Below are 18,065 nucleotides of genomic sequence, written 5' to 3' on the forward strand. Positions count from 1 at the left end.
CGAGTGCCCGGCCGATGTGCTCCTGACCTGATTTCGAGGCCCGCTGGTCCAGCTACGCGCCCGCCTCCCGGGAACTGCCCTGCCTGGCAGGCCAGACCCTGCTGCACACCGACCTGAACCCCACCAACCTCCGCATCAGCAACACCGCGCACCTAGATCGTTGATGGGAAATTGCTGAACCGGGTGCGGGCATGGGGAAGGGCGCCCATGGTCGGTGTGTGAAAACAAACCTGGACGCCCTTGTGACCGCACTCTATGTCCACCTGGACGACCACGTCCTGCCCTTGCGGCAACCACTGCCCCGGCGGGGCCGGCCTTCGGTGTTGACTGATGCCGAGTTGGTCTGTGTCGCGGTCGCCCAGGTGCTGCTGGGCTGCGATACCGAGCGCCATTGGCTGCGCCTGGCCCCGGCCCGGATCGGGCACCTGTTCCCCCGGCTGCCGTGTCAGGCCCAGTACAACCGGCACCTGCGCGATCTGGGCCCGGTGTGGGTGGCGGTGGCCTGCTGGCTGGCTCGGGCCACCCCCACCTGGCACGAGCGGTTGCGGCTGATGGATGGCACCCCGGTACGCTGCGGCGCCTCCCGGGTCACGGTGAACCGCTCCAGCCTGGGCGAGATCGCCGGTTACGGCCATGACACCTCCCATCACGCCTTCTCCTGGGGCGCCAAGCTGATGCTGGTCACCACCGCCGACGGTGCGGTGACGGCGTTCAGCCTGGCCCACCCCAAAGAACTGGACGAACGCAAACAAGCCCTGCACCTGCTGCAGGTGCGCCCGCCCGCCGATGGACCGTGCCCGATCGTGTGCGACAAGGGCTTTGCCGGGGCGGGCATCGAAGCGGCCGCGGCCCGGCTGGGATACCGGTTGATCCGTCCCCGCCGCCACGATGAGCCGCACCCCAGTCCTGGTCACGCTTTTCCCGCCTGGCTGCGCCAGCGCATCGAGGCGGTCATCTGGACGCTGAAGAACCAACTGGGCCTGGAACGCCACCACGCCCGCACCACCGAGGGTTTGTGGGCCCGCATCAGCCAACCCATCGTGGCGCTCAACGCCGCCATCTGGCACAACTGGCTCACCGACCAGCCCACCAAACGCTCACTGACCGCCTACGACCACTGACCAGCACCAACATTTCCCATCAACGATCTAGGCCCGTGCACAGCGCGCCGGGGACGCGGACCGGCCGCCCGCGCTTTGCGCGTGCGGCCTGGGGGCCGTTCGCAGCGCGACGGCCGTCCGCGTCCCCGGAAGGCTGTGGACGGCCCGCCCGCGACGCATCGCGCAAGCTGAGGCCGGCCCCCGCGCAAGGCATCACGAACAGGCGGCAGACCATCGGCGGATGGAGCGAGGTGCCGACACGAAGCCAGGAACGCCGAAGCCCGCTCACGCCGCATACGCGTCGAGCACCTCACCGACTTCCGGGACCTCCCGGAACGGCTCAAGCTTCGCCAGGACGACGCGCGAACGTGCTTCGGTCCGCTTGCTGGTGAGGTCGGCCGAGAGGTCGAGCATCCTCCGCACCGTCCGCGCGGCTTCCTCTGGTTCGTTCGCGTCGATGAGGGCCACGGCCAGCCAGGACAGATAGAGCGCGAGTTCACGGGCGCGCGTGACGTCGTAGCGGTCGAGCACCTTCGTGAGCAGAGGGACGGCCCGCAGAGGCTTACGCAACTCCGTGAGGACCCGAGCGTCCATCACTTCGAGTTCTTCCGGCGAGACCCAGTAGGCCCACGTGGGAGCCTCCCCGTTGTCCTCCGTGAGTGCCTCGTGAGCTTCGCCGAGTGCGCGCATGGCGGGTTGGGCATCGGTGGTGCTGGTCTTCGTGTGCGCCCAGGCGACGCGGTTGAGGAAGAGGGCCCGCGCCTTGCCGGGAGCATCTTCCCCGGACTCTTCGAGGGCCGCCCGCGCGAGGCTCAGTCCCTTGTCTTCGTGTCCGGTGTTGCTGAACTGGTAAGCCAGTGACCCCGCCAGGTGTCCGGCGAGGGCGTGGTTCCCCGCCTCGCGGGCGGCCGACAACCCCAGGCGGTAGATCCGTTCGGCGCTGTCGTGCCGTCCTGCGTCGCTGGCGACCCATCCCGTGATCTGAGCGAGTTCGCCGATAGAGGTCAGCAGTGCCCGCCCGATCTCTTCGGTGTGGCTGGTCTCGCGGTACAGGCGGACCGCTGCGCGGAGTTCCCGCAGCGCAGGGCCGAGCAGGTCGCCGCCGGTCAGTACGTCGTCGGCGAGGCGGAGGCCGTGAGCGCGAGCGGCGAGGCTGTCGACGGTGCTGCTGCCTATCCGGCGTCCGGTGCTGCTTTCCAGAGGGCCGAAAGGATCGTCCTCCGGGAGCAGCAGCGCGAGGGTCTCGGCAGGGTTCGGCAGGTCATCCGGCGCTGCCTCACCTCGGGCGCACGCGGCGGCTCGTTCAAGCTCGGAGAGGGAGACGCCCAACGCGGTCGACAGTGCCGGAAGCCACGAGTTGGGAACACGCCCGCCACGCTCCCAGCGGGAGACCTCGTTCCGCGTGATCGACCCCGTGCTAGTGATCACGCAGAGGCGTTCGGCAAGCTGACGTTGGCTCAGCCGCGTGCCCTGGCGTAGCCGGGCAAGGTATCGACCGAAGCGCTTGCGCTGTTCTGTGTCCACGCTGGCCCCTCCCTGCCCTTAGTCTGGCCCCTCCTTTGGCCTCCTGTCTGGACCCTCTGCGTAACCGGCGAACGCGGAACGGTTGGGGCATGGACAGAGCGACACAGGTACGCGCCGACACGTCCGCCCTCGACGAAGCGGGAACCACGCTCGAAACCCTCCACGACGCGCTTGACCTGGCGGGCGTCAAGCTCCCTTCGGTGGGGCTGGACATCTGCTCTTTCACCAGTTCGGTTGTGCTGGTGGAGTTGGGACGCTGCAACCCCGACACGGCCCGCCGACTCGCCGAGGTCATCTGACGAGGAGCGTCCGACCCCCGCCGTGCCGCGCGCTTGGCTGCGCTCGCCGGGCTGCTGCGCGGGCAGAAGTACATGGTCGAACTGCTCGACGGCGACCGCATCCAGGTTACCGACGGCCCCGACTCACGCGGCTTGGTGGTGGAGTGCCGTGAACGTGACGACGACGCCGGCCGACACTGGTTCGCTTATCGGGGCGGTATCTGGATCTCAGAGGCCGACCACCCGACCGACGCGTTGGTGACTCTCAAGGCCGAGCTTCGGCAAGGGCGGCCGTGACCAGCGCGCCCACCTGGTTCGAGGTCCAGCAGCGCCCGCCGGACGCCGCGACCATGCTCGCTCGGCTGCGTGCCGAGTTCCCGCATGTCGGGTTCGTCGTGGACGCGGCGGCGGGCATCTGGCTTGCGGTGCGCGACAAGGGGCTCTTCGTTCGCGCGACCTCTGGTCATGAACTGCATGAGCGGCTGCACGCGGTGACGCTCACCCCGCATCGCGAAGTGACGCGATGGTGAGGGACGTTGTTGTCTGGCGGTCCCCTGACGGAATTTTTCTGGTGTCGGAGCCTGCCGGGAAAGCACTCGGGACCTTCTACGCCGAGAACGACCGCTGGTGGCGGGTCGTCTGGCCGAGCGGTCGAGAGACGCGTGTGTGGAAGCCCGACGGCAACACCGACGATCTCGTTCGACGGGTCGTATGTGGCCCGTAGCCGACGCGACCACGTGGGGAGGGGGGGCACGTGGTCGCGTCTTGGCTGACGACGCGCCCCGCCCGTCAGGACGAGGGCAGCGATCGTTCGCGGTTAGTCGGCGCGCCAGACGGGTTCGAGGAGGTCGGGGTTGAAGGCCGTTCGGCCTTTGCCCGCCGGATGGACGATCACAGCGTGGAACACCTCGCGGACGTAGGTCCGCTTCGTGGACATCGGCAGGCCGCCGTCCTTTTCTTCCAGGTACCAGCGTCGGCGGACGTCCTCGATATCCGTGACCGCACGCTTGCGTTGGGAATCGGCCGCAGCGTCCGCACGGCTCTTCTCGCTGCGCAGCCGGGCGATGCGCTCTTCCAGCGGCGCGATCGCGATGAAGAAGGTCTCCGACGTCATCCGACCCGTCGCGAGTCCTCGGGCAAGCTCGTTCCTCTCCTCCAGAGCCTGCTTGAGCTCTTCATCCCCCGACCAGAGGGACGGGACCTCGGAACTGCGCATCTGCCGTTCTTCGAGCTTGGCGAGGACGGCTTCCGACACGAACTCGTCCACCTTGTCGCCGCGTCGCGCCACGCCGCCGCAGCCACCGACCGACTTGTCGGGGCAGTAGTAGATGTGCCGCTGCTTGTCAGGGGTCCTCCTGATCCGTAGGGGCGTGTTGCACAGGGTCCCGTCCGCCTTCACCCGGCCGCATCGCAGGATGTCCGTGAGTAGGTAACGATGCTCCCGGTAGTCGTCAGGGAGGACATCGCCGAGGACCCCGCCACGCTTCACGTTGCGGCCCTTTCGCGCGTCCACGATCGCACGGACGGCGTACCACTCCTCAGGGGTGAGGATCGGAGCCCACTCGCCGACGATCGGATTGCCGCTCTCGTCGCGCACCACTTCGCCGTCCAACTCGCGGAACCCGCACATGCGCGGCTTGGCGAGCGCCGTCCGCAGGGTGCGGGTCTGCCAGTAGTTGCCGCGCGGGGTGCGGACGTCCTTCTCCTGCCACTCCATGACGATCGAGTACAGGGAACGTCCGCCGATGAACTCCCGAGCCGCCTGCCGGAGGAGGGCCGCTTCGTCCGGCTCCAGCGTGATCCGGTCGCCCTTCCAGCCGAACGGGCACGGGCCGCCGACCACCTTCCCCGAGACGGCCCGCGCGCGGTGCGAGTTCCGCATGCGCACCTCCATCTTGGAGATGACCACGCCGAACAGGCCCATGCTCTCGACGTCTTCGCTGTAGAGGTTCGCCGGTCCCTTGGCGTCCGCGAACACGAACCCGTCGTTGTAGGTGAACGCCTCCACGAAGCGTTCGTAGTCCCCAGGGCGACGGGCAAGCCGGTCGTTGGCCAGGACCACGACTCCGCGTACCGGTGTCCCGTCTGGGAGCTTGCCCGTCATGAGCGCCCGGAGCATGGCTTCGAAGTCGTCCCGGACGACGCCCATCTTCGCGGCGGACTTGTCGTTGTCGGTGAACTCGTGGACCACCGTCCAGCCCAGGCGGGAGGCTGTCTCGCGGTTGACCCTGTGCTGATCCTGCACACCGTGTTCGTCCTTCCGCAGGTCAGCGGAGATGCGAGCGTAGGAGACCACCGGAACGAGGTCGGCGGGGACGGCAGCGAGACGGGGTATGGGGGGAGCCTCCAAGTAAAGGTGCCTGTATGCACCTTCTACCACTACCTCGTCCCCGAAGTGGGGCCCGGTGTCCGGTTCCGGCTGGTGGACGGGGGTGATGCCAAGCCGCTCGTCGAGTACCGGGAGGCGCGGGCGCTGGGCGTCGAGACCCGTCCGGTGCTGGTGGGGCCGCTGACCTACCTGCTGCTGGCCAAGCCCGCCGCCGGAGCGCCGTCCGGCTTCGCGCCGCTGGACCTGCTGGACGACCTGGTGGAGGTATACGCCGAGCTGCTGGAACGGCTGGCCGGGGCCGGGGCCGCCTGGGTGCAGCTGGACGAGCCCGCCCTGGTCGCCGACCGCCCCCCGGCCGAGATCGCCGCCCTGGCCCGCGTCTACCGGCGGCTCGGCGACCTGCCCAGCAGGCCGCGTCTGCTGGTGGCGACCTACTTCGGAACGGTCGGGGACGCCGCGCTGCGCGCCCTGGCCGCCTGCCGCGTCGAGGCCGTCGCGCTGGACCTGGTGGCGGGGCCGGGAAACCTGGAGGCGCTGGCGTCGGTCGGCGGGCTGCCGCGCAAGACGGTGGTGGCGGGCGTGGTGGACGGCCGCAACGTCTGGCGCACCGACCCGCGCCGCGCCAAGGCCGTCTGCGCCGCGCTGCTGGGGCTGGCCGGGCGGGTGGCGGTGAGCACCTCCTGCTCGCTGCTGCACGTGCCCCTGGACCTGGACGCCGAGACCGCGCTCGACCCGGCGGTGCGGGGACGTCTGGCGTTCGCCCGGCAGAAGGTCGGCGAGGTCGTCGCGCTCGGCCGGGCCCTGCACCGGGGCGAGGCCGCGCCCGTGGCCGGGCCGGACGTGGCGCCGCCCGCGGTCGACCACCGCGTCCGCGCCCGCCTGGAGACCCTCGCCGACACCCGCCGGGGCGACCGCGCCGCCCGCCTGGCCGCCCAGACCGAACGGCTGGGGCTGCCGCCGCTGGCCACCACCACGATCGGCTCGTTCCCACAGACCGAACGGATCCGCCGGGTCCGCGCCGACCACCGCGCGGGCCGCCTCACCGACGAGCAGCACGCGCGATGCGCGAGGAGATCGCCCGCGCCGTCGCGGTGCAGGAGGACATCGGCCTGGACGTCCTGGTGCACGGCGAGCCCGAACGCAACGACATGGTCCAGTACTTCGCCGAACAGCTCGACGGGTACGCCGCCACCCGGCACGGCTGGGTCCAGTCCTACGGGACGCGCTGCGTGCGGCCCCCGATCCTGCACGGCGACGTGTCCCGGCCCCGCCCGATGACCGTGGAGTGGACCTGCTACGCCCAGTCGCTGACCGGCCGGCCCGTCAAGGGGATGCTGACCGGTCCGGTGGCCATGCTGGCCTGGTCGTTCGTCCGCGACGACCAGCCGCTCGCCGACACGGCCCGGCAGGTCGCGCTGGCGCTGCGCGACGAGGTCCGCGACCTGGAGCAGGCCGGGATCCGCGTGGTGCAGGTGGACGAGCCCGCGCTGCGCGAGCTGCTGCCGCCGCGGCGCGCCGACCACGCGGCCTACCTGGACTGGGCGGTCGGCGCGTTCCGCCTGGCCACCGGCGGCGCGGCCGACACCACGCAGATCCACACCCATATGTGCTACGCGGAGTTCGGTGAGATCATCGGGGCGATCGACGCGCTGGACGCCGACGTCGTCAGCGTCGAGGCCGCCCGGTCCCGCATGGAGCCGGTCGCCGACCTGCGCGCCGCCGGGTACGGGGGCGGGATCGGCCCCGGCGTCTACGACATCCACTCGCCGCGCGTGCCCTCGGCCGAGGAGATGGAGGACAATCTGCGCCGGGCGTTGCGGGCAGTGGACCCCGACCGGCTGTGGGCCAACCCCGACTGCGGGCTGAAGACCCGCTCCTATCCCGAGGTCGAGGCGGCGTTGCGCAACCTCGTCACCGCCGCCCGCCGCGTCCGGGCGACCCTGAGGGACTGACCCCCTGGTCCGCGCCCGGCAAACCTGCCGGGCGCGGATCACGGCGACCGCATGTGGTCAACAAGTGAACTGGTGGATTGTTGAACAATTCCTTAGTGTCGGCCTATGAAGCGACAGGGGATCGTCGCCTTGCTGCTGGCGGCGTGCGGGACGCTGACCGCGTGCGGTGAGGGAGGGCGGGTCTCGTTCCTGGACCGGGACACGCTACGGGTGGGGGTCCGCACGGACCTGCCGAACATCGGGAGCAGGCAGCCGGACGGCACCCTGGCGGGGCTCGACGTGGACGTCTCCCGCGAGGTGGCCCGGCGGCTGGGCAAGCGCGTGCGGATCGTACCGGTGCGGTCGGACGAGCGCGAACGCCTGCTGGCGGAGGACCGCATCGACCTCGCGCCGACCTACTGGGCGCTGCCGGACCGCAAGCTGCGGCTGATGTTCGCGGGCCCCTACCTGCGCACGTCCCTGGACATCCTGGTCCGCGCCGACGAGACGCGGATCCGGCGGGTCCAGGACCTGCGGGGCCGCCGGCTGTGCGCGGTCACCGCGGCCGGGGCCGCCGAGCAGGTCATCGAGGAACGCCGCGTCCCGGCCGTCGCGGTGCCCGCCGGCACCTACGACGAGTGCGTCCGGATGCTGAGGGACCGCCGCGTCGACGCGGTCAGCACCAACGACGTGATCCTCGCCGGGATCCGGGCGCGCGAGGGCGGCTGGGTGCGGCTGCTCAACGCCGGTTTCGGCGAGCGGGACATCGCCATCGGCCTGCGCCGGACCGACCTGGCCGGCTGCGAGGCGGTCAACAAGGCGATCACGCGGATGTACCAGGACGGCACGGCGGACCGCCTGATGCGCAAGTGGTTCGACGGGACCGGCCTCAACCTGTCGACCGTCGACGTCCCCCAGTTCGAAGGATGCGACTGAGGACCCGTCCCGGCGCGGTGCCGTCGCCGGCGGTCCCAGCCCAGGCCACGTGGCCGTCGGGCCGCAGCAGCACCGCGCGGACCTCCGACCACTCGGGCGGGGGCTCGGCGAGCGTCCGCGAACGCGCGACGAGCCCCGGTCGCGCCCACTGTCCGAACGGCCCGCCGGGCGCGCCGGTGAGGTCGAGCAGCGCCGGCGAAGGCCAGGTCCGGCGCGCGGGTGCCGGTCAGCGGATGGGCCGTCGGGTCGTGTGGCGGGCAGCGGACGGCGAGGCCCGTGAAGCGTTCGGCCAGGGTTCGGTGCACGGACGGGTCGGTGGCGATCAGCCGGCCGAGCGGCGTGCGCAGGCTGATCCCCTCCGGGGAGAAGCCCGTCATCAGCGCGACCTGGGCGCGGCCGGCCTCCACCAGGTCGGCGTCGACGGGGCGGTGTGGTAGGTGTCCAGCAGGTCGTCGGGGGCGCGGCCGCGCAGCACGGCGGCGAGCTTCCAGCCGAGGATGTGCGCGTCCTGGACGCCGACGTTCATGCCGACGCCGCCCGCGGGGAAGTGCTGGTGAGCGGCGTCCCCGGCGAGCAGGACGCGGCCCCGGCGGTAGCGCTCGGCCAGGCGGGTGGCGTTGCCGAAGCGCGACAGCCACACCGGGTCGCGCATGCCGAAGTCCCGGCCCGCGACGCCGGAAGGACGCCTCGCCCGGGCGGTCTCCTCAACGGGCCACCCGGCGCTCCACCGGGTGCTCGCCCACCTGGACGCGGACTCCTTCGACGAGCGTTTCGAGCACGGCCTGCCGGCGTCGCTCAGCCGCTGACCGTCGCGGTGCCCCGCGCGGCGGCGATCCGGCTCGCCGAGTCGCGCACCACGGCCCGGTAGGTGACCCGCGTGCCCGCCGGAACGCCGCCGACGTCGTGGAACACCCGGAACGGCCGCGCGTCGTCGGTGCCGAGGACGCGCCAGGGGCCGTCGCCGACCCGCGCCGCGAACGTCACCTGGTCGAACCCGCCGCCGGGAACGGTCGCGCCGATCTCGGCCCGGCCCTTGACGGAGGCGGGGAGGGCGAGGGAGACCGCGGGGCCGTCCGCGGGCCGGGGCAGGCGGGAGGCGGCCCGCCAGACGACGGCCGACCGCGCGGGCACCGTGACCGTCAGCCCCGCGTCGGCGCCGGCGGTCGCGCTGCCGGACGCCGGGTGGACCCGCGTGAACCGCATGCCGGGGGTGAAGGTCGGGACCTTGACCCGCCGGGGCGCGGCGGCGTTGTTGAACGCGACCACGTACTCGACCCGGTCGCGGGCGTCGACGCGGGAGACCGCGTAGACGTTGCCCTGGGCCAGCCGCTCGATCTGCGCCCCGTCCCGCAGCGCCGGATGCCGGTCGGTGAGGCCGGCCAGCCTGCGGATGCCCCGGTAGAGGGGGTGGCGGGTGTCGTAGTTGTCCCGCGCGTGGGTGGCGCCGGTGCCGATCAGGTCGTCCGACAGGTACTGCGGCGTCCGGGAGGCGAACATCGACGCGCGGGCGGCCCGGTCGCCCCCCTGGCCGGTGAAGCCCTGCTCGTCGCCGTAGTAGACGACCGGCTGGCCGCGCGTCAGGTACATCAGCTCGTGGGCCAGCAGGTCGCGCCGGAGCAGCTCGGCGTCGGACGCGCCGGGGTTGTCCTGCTTGAGGAAGTGTCCGACGCGGCCCATGTCGTGGTTGCCGAGGAACGTGGGCAGCGAGTAGGCGTTGGAGTCGGCGTCGGTGTAGTGGTCGTCGGCGCGGAACAGGTCGGCCAGCGCGCGGGCGTCACCGTTCCGGGAGACGAAGCGGCGGGCCGCGGACTGGAAGGGGAAGTCCAGGACGGCGTCGATGCGCCCCTCGGTGGAGTACCGGGAGACGAACGCCGGATCCTCGCTGTAGACCTCGCCGAAGGCGAAGAAGTCCTTGGTGCCGACCCGCCTGGCGTAGCCCTTGACCTCGGGCGCGAACCTCTTCCAGAACTCCATGTCCACGTGTTTGGCGGTGTCGATGCGGAAACCGTCGACGCCCGCCTCCCGCACCCAGGTCCGGTAGATGTCGATCATGCCCTTGACGACCTCGGGCCGCTCGGTCCACAGGTCGTCCAGCCCGACGAAGTCGCCGTACTCGACGCTCTCGCCCTCCCAGGTCGAGTCGCCCCGGTTGTGGTACATCGTGACGTCGTTCAGCCAGGCGGGCTTCTTGGTCACGCCGGGCGTGCGCACGGGCGTGTAGGGGAACGACCGCTCGTTCACCTTCGGGAACGGCCGGGGGTACGCGCGGTCGTCGAACACGCGTCCACTGGCGTCACGGTAGGGATGGGTGCTCTTGGGCCGGTAGGAGTACTGGTTCTCGGCGTAGGAGATCCCGTCGGCGGTGTGGTTGGTGATGATGTCGAAGAAGACCTTCATCCCGCGCTTGTGGGCCTCCTTGACGAGCTGCTTCATCTGCGCGTTGGTGCCCAGGTGCGGATCGATGCGCGTGAAGTCGGTGATCCAGTAGCCGTGGTACCCCGCCGAGACGTGCGGCGGGCTGCCCTGGACCGGGCGGTTCTGGAACGTCGGGGTCAGCCACACCGCGGTGGTCCCGAGCCCCTTGACGTAGTCGAGCCGCCGGATGAGCCCGGCCAGGTCGCCGCCCTGGTAGAAGCCGGTGTCGGTGGGGTCGTACCCGGTGGCGAGCCGGTCGCCGGACAGGCCGCCGCGGTCGTTGCGGCGGTCGCCGTTGGCGAACCGGTCGGTCATGAGGAAGTAGAACCGTTCACGGCTGAGGCCGGGCCGCACGGCGGTGCGGGCCAGCGCCCGGTCGTCCGGCTGGACGACGTGACCGGGCGCGGCCCGCCCGGCGGCGGCGACGGGCGGGGCGGGGGACAGCAGGGGCAGCGTGATCGCGGCGGCGGCGAGCGCGGCACCGGCGGCTTTCCTGGCCATGGCACGACCTTCCGGGCAGGGGAGGGCTCGACAGGGGGTGGAGCCGGATGGTGCTGATGAACGCTTTGTAGGCGAAAGCGCGCCCGCGGGGGAGGCCCTTGGCAGCGGACGGCCACCGAAGGGCGACGGGCCGTCCACCACGCGAGCCTCCCGAAAAGAAGCGGGCAGCCGGGAAGTTACAAAGACTTTCAGTCTCTTGCAAGACCCGATCAGCCCCGCATCGACGCTGCTAGCGGAGCCGGACGCCAGGCCCGCCGCCTGTGATCAGGCCGTTCTCCGGAGAAGCCTGTTCTGAAAATTTCTGCAAGGCGTCAGCGCGCCATCTCGTCAACGGTCGAGGCGGAGGGCCGTCTGCGGGACACTGGGGCGGTGACCACCGATGACGGCCGCCCGGTCCCGCCCGTGACGAGCACCTCCATCGTGGTGCTGTCGCTGGCACGCCGGGTCGAGACCGAGTTCAACGCCGCGCTCGCGCCGTTGGGGCTGACCGTCGCCCGGCTCGGACTGCTCGGTCACATCGCGGGCGTGCCGGGCGCGTCCTTCAGCGAGCTGGCGCGCATGTCGGGGATCACCGTCCAGAGCGTGCACGGGGCGGTGAAGGCGCTGGTCGCCGCCGGGCTGGTGCGTGACCGCAACGCCCGCGCCGGGTCGGCCTCGACGCTGGAGGTCACCGAGGAAGGGGCGCTCCTGCTGCGGAGGGCGCGGCGGGTCGTGGCGGAGGTCGACGAGCGGCTGTTCGGTGCCGACGCCGATCCGATCCAGCGGCGGATCGGGGCGGCCGTGCGTGCGGCCTTCTCGGACCCTTCCCCCTCCTGACCTGGTACTGGGCGAGACGTGCGGCCTTGGCCGGACCCCACCTTCAGGGTGCCTGAAGCAGGCCATAAGCTTCAGTCATCCTGAAGGTCACTCGCCGACACCACCAAGGAGACCTGGCATGAACCGACGCGACCTCCTGTTCGCGGGCGCGGCCGCCACGACCGGCCTCGGCCTCGGCACGCTCCCGGCGGCCCAGGCGAACGCCGCGCCCCGGCCGCCCCGCCGGCCGCTGCGGGTGCACACGGTGCTCTACGACGGGGTGGAGGAGCAGGACTTCGCCGGTCCCGTCGAGGTGCTGGGCATCATCGCCGACCAGCACGGGGTGCGGCAGAGCTTCGTCACCGCCGAGGGCCCGCGCACGGTGACCACCTTCTCCGGCATGGAGATCAAGGTGCGGTCCCCGTGGTCCCCGCGTTCGGCCGATGTGATCGTGGTGCCCGGCGGCGGGCTCGGCGAGGGATCGGCGGTGGAGAGGCAGATCGGCCGCGGCGTCCTGCCCCGGGCGCTGGCCGCCGCGCGGCGGCCCGGCCTGGTCCTGGCGGGGGTGTGCAGCGGAACGCTGCTGCTGGCCGCCGCCGGCATCACCGACGGCCGTCCCTGCACCACCCACCACGCCGCCAAGCAGGACCTGCGGGCCAGGGGCGGCCGGGTCGTCGACGGCCGCGTGGTCGACGACGGTGACCTGGTCACCTCCGGCGGCGTCACCTCCGGCCTCGACCTGGCGCTGTGGCTGGTCGAACGGTTCTACGGGGCCGAGACGGCGCTGTTCGCCGAGAAGGTCCTGGAGTACGAACGGCGCGGCACCGTCTGGCGCTCCGACTCGCGCGGCGGCGCCTGACCCTCCCGTCCCGCCTACGCGGTCACCTTGTCCAGGAAGGCGTCCAGGTTGGCCCGGGCGCGGGCGATCCTCTCCTCCTGCGGCAGGGACTCGTCGAGGGAGCCGTTGGCCACGCTCTCCTTCTTCCCGCGCACGTACAGGGAACAGGCCAGGTCGGTGCACAGGTACTGCCCGACCGAGTTGCCCTGGCGGCCCGCCTCGCCGGTGCGGCGCGCGGTCATCAGCGCCACGCCGCCTCCGGTGCGCGTGGTCAGGCACAGCGAGCACATGCTGCGCGAGGTGAACCCGCGCGCCCCGGACGAGGCCACGCGCAGCGAGACGCCGACGAGGAGGCCGTCGCGTTCGGCGACCAGATAGGCGCGTTCCGGCGCCCCCGGATCTCGCCAGCCGAGGAAGTCCAGGTCGTCCCAGGGCAGGTCGGTATGGTCCTTGGGCAGATGGAGGCGCCTGGCCTCGCCCTTGGAGCAGTTGACGAACGACAGGCGGATGTCGCGTTCGGTGAGCGGTCTCATGGCAGCGAAGGTATACTCCCTAAATGTATTAGGCAAACGGTTAAATACCTTAAGGGAGCGGTGCGCATGGCGGGAGCGGGGCTGACGGCCGAACGCCTGACCCGGGCGGCGGCGGAGCTGGCGGACGAGATCGGCTTCGAGAAGGTGACCGTGTCGGCGCTCGCGCGCCGGTTCGGCGTCCGCGAACCGAGCCTGTACTCGCACATCAGGAACGTGCAGGACCTGCGGACGCGGGTGGCGACCCTCGCCCTCACGGAGCTCGCCGACGGTGTCGCGGCCGCGATGCTGGGCAGGGCGGGCAAGGACGCGCTGGTGGCGTTCGCCAACGCCTACCGGGACTACGCCAGGGCGCACCCCGGCCGGTACTCCGCCACGCGGACGAGGCTGGATCCCGAGTCGGAGGCCGCCGCCGCGGCGGCCTCCCGGCACCCGGAGCTGACGCGGGCGATCCTGCGCGCCTACGACCTGCCCGAATCCGAGCAGACGCACGCGCTGCGGCTGCTGCACAGCACGATCTACGGGTTCGTGAGCCTGGAGGCCGACGGGTTCGCCCACGCCCGCGGGCTGGAGGAGTCGTGGGCCAGGGGCCTGGACGCCCTGGACGCCCTCCTCCGGAACTGGCCCTCCGCCGGGTGAACCGGCGGTCCCGCCTCCACGGGGAGTACGCCCGCCGGTGTACGGCCCGGACCGGCCGACAACCCGCGGCCGATGATTCGCCCTTGCCCCGAACGTAGCTTCGCCGGTGACGGTTCCTTCCAACCCGACAAGGGGAAGCGGATGCCATCCCAGTGGACGAAGCTCGCCGTCGCCGCGGGCGCCACGCTCGCGACGCTCGGCGTCGTCGTGCTCCCGGTCGCCTCACCCGCGATGAGCCGGACCGCGGACCAGGGGCCACCCGGCCCGCGCGGGGAGTTCGAACGCCTGCGGCAGCGGCAGGCCGACGCCTGGGCGCGTCAGGACGGAGCGGCGTTCGCCGCCACCTTCACCCACGACGGCGACCTGGTCACGTTCAACGGTGAGCACCTCCGCACGCGGCGGGGGATCGCGGTCGGCATGCAGTACTACTTCGACAGGTACATCCCCGACAGCGCGATCCGCTACCTGGGCGAGCGCGTGCGGTTCCCCGCGCCGGGGCTCGCGGTCATCGTGCGGACGACCTGCCTGGTCGACGCCGGGCAGAGCGACTGCCGCGAGGGTTCGCTGTCGGTCAACACCAACGTGATGACGCGGCAGCGGGACGGCCGGTGGTTGCAGGAGTCGTTCCAGAACACCCGGGTCGACCCGCTTCCCTGACCGGGACCGCCGGGCACGGCACACCGCCGTGCCCGGCGGGGCCGATCAGCCGAGCCGGGTGAACGGGTTCGGGGGCGCGCCCGTCCAGCGGTGGAGCCGGGCGCGGGCGGTCTGCTTGGTCACGCCGTCCTCGGTGACCTTGCCGTCCTGGACGACGTAGTACAGGCCGCGCCCGAGGGCGACCAGCCCGTACTGGCCGGGCGAGCCCGACCAGCCGCGGACGCCGGTGGCGGCGTGCCGCTCGCCGCGCGGCGCGAGCGGCAGGACCTTGCCGGTCTCGCCGCCGGGCTGCCCCCGCAACGGCCGGACCCTCGGCCGCGCCGTGCCGTCGACGGCGAACAGGGAGTAGTTGGGGAACGCGGGCTTGACGCCCTTGTAGGCCGCCATCAGCCAGGTGCGGGCGCTCGGGTCGTACTCGAGGTTCTGCACGCCGTAGGTGGTGTTGCCGGTGTAGACGAAGTACTTGCCGTTGGTGGCGGCGGGACCGCTGGTGTGCGGGGCCTCCTGGGTGAGCGGCTTCTCGTAGCGCTTCCAGCGGCGCACGTCGTACTGCAACAGCACCTGGTGGTCGTTGTCCGCCCGGCTGGTGTTGGAGTACACGCCGTAGGCGACCGTCAGGCGCTGCTGCCCGCCGCGCTTGCCGAACGCCGGACCGAACGCGACGCCGTCGATGCCGCTGCATCCGTACCGGTGGTCGGGGGTGGCGCCGGTGTTGCCGTCGAAGACGCCGTCGCCGTTCATGTCGGCGGTGTAGTCGTCCACCACCTCCTTGAGGTAGACCGTCGAGACCACGCCGGAGTCCTCGGCGCTCATGTCCATCCGGTCGATCTTCCTGACGTCGAAGACGGCGATGTAGAACGACTTGGCCGCCTTGTACTCCAGCGAGCCGTAGACCCGGCCGTCCTCGGCGTTGAACGCCAGGTCGCCCAGGTGGCCGGTGAACCCGGTGACCGAGCCGACCGGCCTGCCCGCCATGTCGGTCTTCACCAGCAGGTTGGTGAACGAGAAGTACATGTGGCCCGCGCGCCGGTCCACCGCGATGCCCTGCACGTGCCCGGACTTCCAGGCGCCGCCGTAGACCTCCTTCGGGGGAGGGGCGGGGCGGGCCGGAGCGGTGACGGCGGCGGTGGCGACGCCGGGGGTGGCGGCGGCGACGGCCGCGCCGAGGACGGAGCTCAGGAGCAGAGTGCGCATGAGGGGGCTTTCTGTCGTCGGGGAGGGGAGGTCAGCGGGCGGGGCGCTCGGCCCGCGCGGCGAGGGCGGTGTCGGGGTTGTCGGTGACCAGGGCGTCCACGCCCGCCTTCAGGAAGGCGTCGTACTCCGCGAGCGCCTGGCCGTAGTCGTTCGGGGCGGCGCCGGTGCGCAGGGCCGCCGGCAGGAACTGGTTCTCGTTCCGGAACGTGTAGGCGCCGACCCTCAGCCCGGCGGCGTGGGCGTCCTTCACCAGCGCCGTCGGCGCGCCCAGGGTGCCGTCGGCCGCGGGCCGGATGACCAGGGACTTGTCCGGGCCGATCCAGTCGGCGTAGGTGGAGATCTCCTTGAGCCCGGCGGGGGTGGTCATCCGCGCGTACGTCGGGCCCCGGCCCGACGCGACCGTGTCGTACGGCGCGCCGGTGGTGCCGATCGCCTGCCAGACGGGGACGCGCAGCGACCGGTCGAGCAGCCGGAGGCTGGACGGTTCGAACGACTGGACGATGACCCGGCCGTCGGAACGGTCCAAACCGTTGCGCCGCAGGGTCGCGACGAGCCGGGGCTCCAGCGGCAGGCCGATCGAGCGGAAGTAGGTCGGGTGCTTGGTCTCGGGGAAGACGCCGATCCGCCGGTGCTGCTCGCGGCCGAGCCGCGCGGCCAGATCGATGATCTCCTGGAGGGTCAGGATCTGGTACCGGCCGTTGTAAACGGTGTTGCGCTGGCGGACGGCGGGCAGCCGTTCCACGGCGCGCAGCGTCTTCAGCTCGGCGAGGGTGAAGTCCTCGGTGAACCAGCCGGTGACCTGGCGTCCGTCGATGGTCTTGGTGGTCCTGCGGCCCGCGAACTCCGGGCGGCTCGCCACGTCGGTGGTGCCGCCGATCTCGTTCTCGTGCCTTGACACAAGCTGGCCGTCCCTGGTCGGGACGAGGTCCGGCTCGATGTAGTCCGCGCCCATCCGCGCGGCCAGTTCGTAGGAGGCCGCGGTGTGCTCGGGCCGGTAGCCCGCCGCGCCGCGGTGGCCGATGACCAGCGGTGCGGGGGCCGGCCGGTCCGCGCGGCCGGGGCGGTCGGCGGCCGGCGGGGCGGCCCCGGCCGGGCCCGCGGCGACCAGCAGGGGCAACAGCGCCGCGGACGCCGCCAGGACGGCGGTCCTCGTGCGCCGCCTCACGCTGCCAGAGACCATGGGGGCTCCTTGTCCGCGATGATCCCGAAGGCGCTCCCTCGTTGGAAGATCATCGCCTGGCCCGGAACCGTATCCCGGTTGTCAAGCCCCGGACCACGGGCCCGCGATGGCCCGCCGGGTAACGTCCGCGGTCGTTCGGGTTAACGAACGCCCAGCTCAGCGCTCTGCCGACGGCGGCCAGGACGGCATGCCGTCCGTTCCGGCGACGTGCAGCCGCACGCCCCGGGAGCGCTGGGCGGCGACCTCGGCCTCGGGGGTGGCGGCATCCACGACGACCAGGTCGAAGTCGGTCAGCGGGGCGAGCTGGAACAGGCCGTTCTTGGTGAACTTGCTGTGGTCGGCCAGCAGCACCCGCCGGTCGGCCGACTCCATCAGCGCGCGCTTGACCGCGACGGTCTCCTGCGACTGGTGGTAGCACTGGCCGTTGGTGATCGCGGTGGTGGACATGAAGAGCATGTCGGCGCGCAGCGACCGGATCGCCTCGGTGGTGCGCAGCCCGAGGAAGGCGTCGTAGGCGGGATAGTAGGCGCCGCCGAGCGCGATGAGGTCGACGCCGGACTCGCCGGTCAGCGCGTTCACCGCGGCGAGGAAATTGGTGATCACCGTGACCGGGCCGCGGGCGGGCAGCAGCCGGGCCAGTTCCAGCGCGGTGGTGCTCTCGTCGATCATCACGGTGGCGCCCACGCCGACCAGGTGCGCCGCGGCCTCGGCCAGCGCGCGCTTCTCGTCGGCCATCGCCTGGCGGCGGTGCCGGACGTCGCCGTGGTAGCTGGCCGACGGCTCGGCGGTCGCCCCGCCCCGCACCTTGCGCAGCCAGCCGGTGGTCTGCAGGTCGTCCAGGTCGCGGTGGATGGTCATGGTGCTGACGCCGTGGGCCGCGGCCAGGTCCTTGATGCGCACGAACCTCTCGTCGATCACCCGCTGGCGGATGGCCTCCCGGCGCCGGCGGGCGTTCCCGCCGTCGGCGTCCGGATCGGTCGTGCTCGGGGGCGTGTCGTGGGTCACCGGGTTCCCCTTCTCGGGCCCTCCGCCGCGGGCGGCGGGGCGTCGCTGTGACGTTGATGTTTGAAATAACATACTACGCACAACGGGCTTCCGCGCCTGGAATGCCGGGGAGCGGGCTGAAGAGTCCAGTGCTGGCGGGTGAAAGTTCCCTCGTTGGACCGGAGGCAAGTTACGAATCTCACGTTAGGGGCTCGCCAAGTCACAGAGTTCGAT

At 71.8% G+C, this 18,065-nt stretch carries 19 protein-coding genes and 1 pseudogene; 11 read left to right on the forward strand and 9 right to left on the reverse strand.

Annotated features, from left to right (window positions below; genetic code table 11):
• Positions 1–218 precede the first annotated feature (218 nt).
• Positions 219–1,121: a transposase gene (locus HNR61_RS37975; RefSeq protein WP_182847985.1), complete on the forward strand. Its 903-nt coding sequence runs from the start codon at positions 219–221 to the stop codon at positions 1,119–1,121.
• Positions 1,122–1,385: 264 nt separating this feature from the next.
• On the opposite strand, the gene HNR61_RS37980 is transcribed toward HNR61_RS37975, so the two are convergent.
• On the reverse strand, positions 1,386–2,624 hold the full coding sequence (locus tag HNR61_RS37980) for a helix-turn-helix domain-containing protein (RefSeq protein ID WP_182847986.1): 1,239 nt from the start codon (positions 2,622–2,624) through the stop codon (positions 1,386–1,388).
• 89 nt (positions 2,625–2,713) lie between these two features.
• Here HNR61_RS37980 and HNR61_RS37985 point away from each other — a divergent pair, with 89 nt between their 5' ends.
• From HNR61_RS37985 to HNR61_RS37995, 3 genes are read left to right on the forward strand one after another with little or no spacing between them, the layout of a single operon-like run.
• Positions 2,714–2,923, forward strand: a complete 210-nt coding sequence (locus tag HNR61_RS37985) for a hypothetical protein (protein ID WP_182848180.1) — start codon at positions 2,714–2,716, stop codon at positions 2,921–2,923.
• A gap of 33 nt (positions 2,924–2,956) precedes the next feature.
• Positions 2,957–3,199, forward strand: coding sequence for a hypothetical protein (locus tag HNR61_RS37990; protein WP_182847987.1), 243 nt, complete (start codon positions 2,957–2,959; stop codon positions 3,197–3,199).
• Positions 3,196–3,432: a hypothetical protein gene (locus tag HNR61_RS37995; protein ID WP_182847988.1), complete on the forward strand. Its 237-nt coding sequence runs from the start codon at positions 3,196–3,198 to the stop codon at positions 3,430–3,432. Before HNR61_RS37990 ends, HNR61_RS37995 begins: the two co-directional genes overlap by 4 nt.
• Before the next feature lie 287 nt (positions 3,433–3,719).
• Here HNR61_RS37995 and HNR61_RS38000 read toward each other — a convergent pair whose 3' ends face one another.
• Positions 3,720–5,282 carry a recombinase family protein gene (locus tag HNR61_RS38000; protein ID WP_312898299.1) on the reverse strand — a complete coding sequence of 521 codons (1,563 nt, stop codon included), beginning with the start codon at positions 5,280–5,282 and terminating at the stop codon, positions 3,720–3,722.
• Here HNR61_RS38000 and metE point away from each other — a divergent pair.
• Both metE and HNR61_RS38010 read left to right on the forward strand, forming a co-directional pair.
• Positions 5,271–7,183 (forward strand): annotated as a pseudogene (metE, locus tag HNR61_RS38005) (5-methyltetrahydropteroyltriglutamate--homocysteine S-methyltransferase); the annotation flags it as partial. The gene HNR61_RS38000 and the pseudogene metE overlap by 12 nt on opposite strands.
• 105 nt (positions 7,184–7,288) lie before the next feature.
• Entirely contained in the window at positions 7,289–8,098 is an 810-nt protein-coding gene (locus HNR61_RS38010) for a transporter substrate-binding domain-containing protein (RefSeq protein WP_182847990.1), read from the forward strand.
• On the opposite strand, the gene HNR61_RS50585 is transcribed toward HNR61_RS38010, so the two are convergent.
• Positions 8,052–8,288, reverse strand: coding sequence for an aromatic-ring hydroxylase C-terminal domain-containing protein (locus HNR61_RS50585; protein WP_376770300.1), 237 nt, complete (start codon positions 8,286–8,288; stop codon positions 8,052–8,054). The two genes, HNR61_RS38010 and HNR61_RS50585, sit on opposite strands and share 47 nt — an antisense overlap.
• Before the next feature lie 186 nt (positions 8,289–8,474).
• Positions 8,475–8,750, reverse strand: coding sequence for an FAD-dependent monooxygenase (locus tag HNR61_RS49610; protein WP_182847991.1), 276 nt, complete (start codon positions 8,748–8,750; stop codon positions 8,475–8,477).
• Here HNR61_RS49610 and HNR61_RS38020 point away from each other — a divergent pair.
• On the forward strand, positions 8,749–8,904 hold the full coding sequence (locus HNR61_RS38020; protein WP_182847992.1) for a hypothetical protein: 156 nt from the start codon (positions 8,749–8,751) through the stop codon (positions 8,902–8,904). The genes HNR61_RS49610 and HNR61_RS38020 overlap by 2 nt on opposite strands.
• On the opposite strand, the gene HNR61_RS38025 is transcribed toward HNR61_RS38020, so the two are convergent.
• The gene (locus HNR61_RS38025; RefSeq protein WP_182847993.1) at positions 8,894–11,014 is read right to left on the reverse strand and encodes an alpha-amylase family glycosyl hydrolase; all 2,121 of its coding nucleotides are present in this window, start codon (positions 11,012–11,014) and stop codon (positions 8,894–8,896) included. The genes HNR61_RS38020 and HNR61_RS38025 overlap by 11 nt on opposite strands.
• Positions 11,015–11,383: 369 nt before the next feature.
• Between HNR61_RS38025 and HNR61_RS38030 the strand changes: the two genes are divergently transcribed.
• Together HNR61_RS38030 and HNR61_RS38035 are read left to right on the forward strand one after the other, a co-directional pair.
• Positions 11,384–11,830: a MarR family winged helix-turn-helix transcriptional regulator gene (locus HNR61_RS38030; protein WP_182847994.1), complete on the forward strand. Its 447-nt coding sequence runs from the start codon at positions 11,384–11,386 to the stop codon at positions 11,828–11,830.
• A gap of 118 nt (positions 11,831–11,948) precedes the next feature.
• Positions 11,949–12,668: a DJ-1/PfpI family protein gene (locus HNR61_RS38035; protein WP_182847995.1), complete on the forward strand. Its 720-nt coding sequence runs from the start codon at positions 11,949–11,951 to the stop codon at positions 12,666–12,668.
• A gap of 14 nt (positions 12,669–12,682) precedes the next feature.
• Here the strand turns inward: HNR61_RS38035 and HNR61_RS38040 are convergent, their stop codons facing one another.
• Positions 12,683–13,180 carry an FBP domain-containing protein gene (locus HNR61_RS38040; protein WP_182847996.1) on the reverse strand — a complete coding sequence of 166 codons (498 nt, stop codon included), beginning with the start codon at positions 13,178–13,180 and terminating at the stop codon, positions 12,683–12,685.
• A gap of 66 nt (positions 13,181–13,246) precedes the next feature.
• On the opposite strand from HNR61_RS38040, the gene HNR61_RS38045 reads away from it, so the two are divergent.
• Together HNR61_RS38045 and HNR61_RS38050 are read left to right on the forward strand one after the other, a co-directional pair.
• On the forward strand, positions 13,247–13,816 hold the full coding sequence (locus HNR61_RS38045; protein ID WP_182847997.1) for a TetR/AcrR family transcriptional regulator: 570 nt from the start codon (positions 13,247–13,249) through the stop codon (positions 13,814–13,816).
• Positions 13,817–13,957: 141 nt separating this feature from the next.
• Positions 13,958–14,473 carry an SgcJ/EcaC family oxidoreductase gene (locus HNR61_RS38050; RefSeq protein WP_182847998.1) on the forward strand — a complete coding sequence of 172 codons (516 nt, stop codon included), beginning with the start codon at positions 13,958–13,960 and terminating at the stop codon, positions 14,471–14,473.
• Between the two features lie 45 nt (positions 14,474–14,518).
• Here HNR61_RS38050 and HNR61_RS38055 read toward each other — a convergent pair whose 3' ends face one another.
• The 3 genes from HNR61_RS38055 to HNR61_RS38065 form a co-directional block, all read right to left on the reverse strand.
• Positions 14,519–15,667: a hypothetical protein gene (locus tag HNR61_RS38055; protein WP_182847999.1), complete on the reverse strand. Its 1,149-nt coding sequence runs from the start codon at positions 15,665–15,667 to the stop codon at positions 14,519–14,521.
• A gap of 31 nt (positions 15,668–15,698) precedes the next feature.
• The gene (locus HNR61_RS38060) at positions 15,699–16,847 is read right to left on the reverse strand and encodes a glycerophosphodiester phosphodiesterase (RefSeq protein ID WP_182848000.1); all 1,149 of its coding nucleotides are present in this window, start codon (positions 16,845–16,847) and stop codon (positions 15,699–15,701) included.
• 156 nt (positions 16,848–17,003) lie between these two features.
• Positions 17,004–17,852 carry a DeoR/GlpR family DNA-binding transcription regulator gene (locus HNR61_RS38065; RefSeq protein WP_312898300.1) on the reverse strand — a complete coding sequence of 283 codons (849 nt, stop codon included), beginning with the start codon at positions 17,850–17,852 and terminating at the stop codon, positions 17,004–17,006.
• Positions 17,853–18,065 lie beyond the last annotated feature (213 nt).

This window comes from Actinomadura kijaniata (genome assembly GCF_014138665.1).
Classification (GTDB): domain Bacteria; phylum Actinomycetota; class Actinomycetes; order Streptosporangiales; family Streptosporangiaceae; genus Spirillospora; species Spirillospora kijaniata.